The organism is Arthrobacter sp. 10T419 (genome assembly GCF_056394105.1).
Map to the genome: position 1 here is coordinate 1 of NZ_JBFTHF010000029.1, position 601 is coordinate 601.

At 51.4% G+C, this 601-nt stretch carries 1 protein-coding gene; it reads right to left on the minus strand.

Annotated elements, in window-relative coordinates; translation table 11 throughout:
* A partial coding sequence (locus tag AC1DBD_RS17715) for a hypothetical protein (RefSeq protein WP_476982704.1) occupies positions 1-582 on the minus strand: 582 nt, incomplete at its 3' end.
* Positions 583-601: the final 19 nt, after the last annotated feature.

A 601-nucleotide genomic window follows, 5' to 3' on the forward strand; every position in this document is an offset into this window, starting at 1 on the left:
ATACCAATGTTCGTCAGTCAACTTATCAATGATGGCCCGGATAAGGTCTGAGGAGAGAACTCGGCGGTGACTAAGGTCCACGATGACTGTTTCGCTCGCCTGAGGCTTCCAGTTCTGAACGTCACTGCCTATGCTGTCCTCGAGCGCCCTGTATCCCACTAGGCGTAAGAGTTGATCACGGACCTCTTCGAGCCATGGGTGTTCACCGCGATGCTCGCGTACTAAATCGACAAGCGGCCCCTCATTGATTGCAATGCAGAACGGCCTGCTCTGTTCACGAGATGCATGCCAACGGACGGCGATTTCTGAAGACGATAATTCGCTTGCATCGGTGACAATGTCGGCATTCTTGAGATCCTTCTTCATAAGCAGGATCGCATGCGTTTTTCCGTCGCCGGCATTACCCGTGATTACTACGGAACCCCCATTACGGACTACCTTACGTACAACATCCTCCAGATTGGTCTTGATGTTAAGTTCTTTTAAGCGAGACAGGCTTACGTGATCACTGAACGCGCTCTCATTGCGATAGAGTAGCCTTACGAACTCCAGGCGCTCATCGGCTTTCACATCGATATGCATGTCGTTCTTCTCTCCCGTG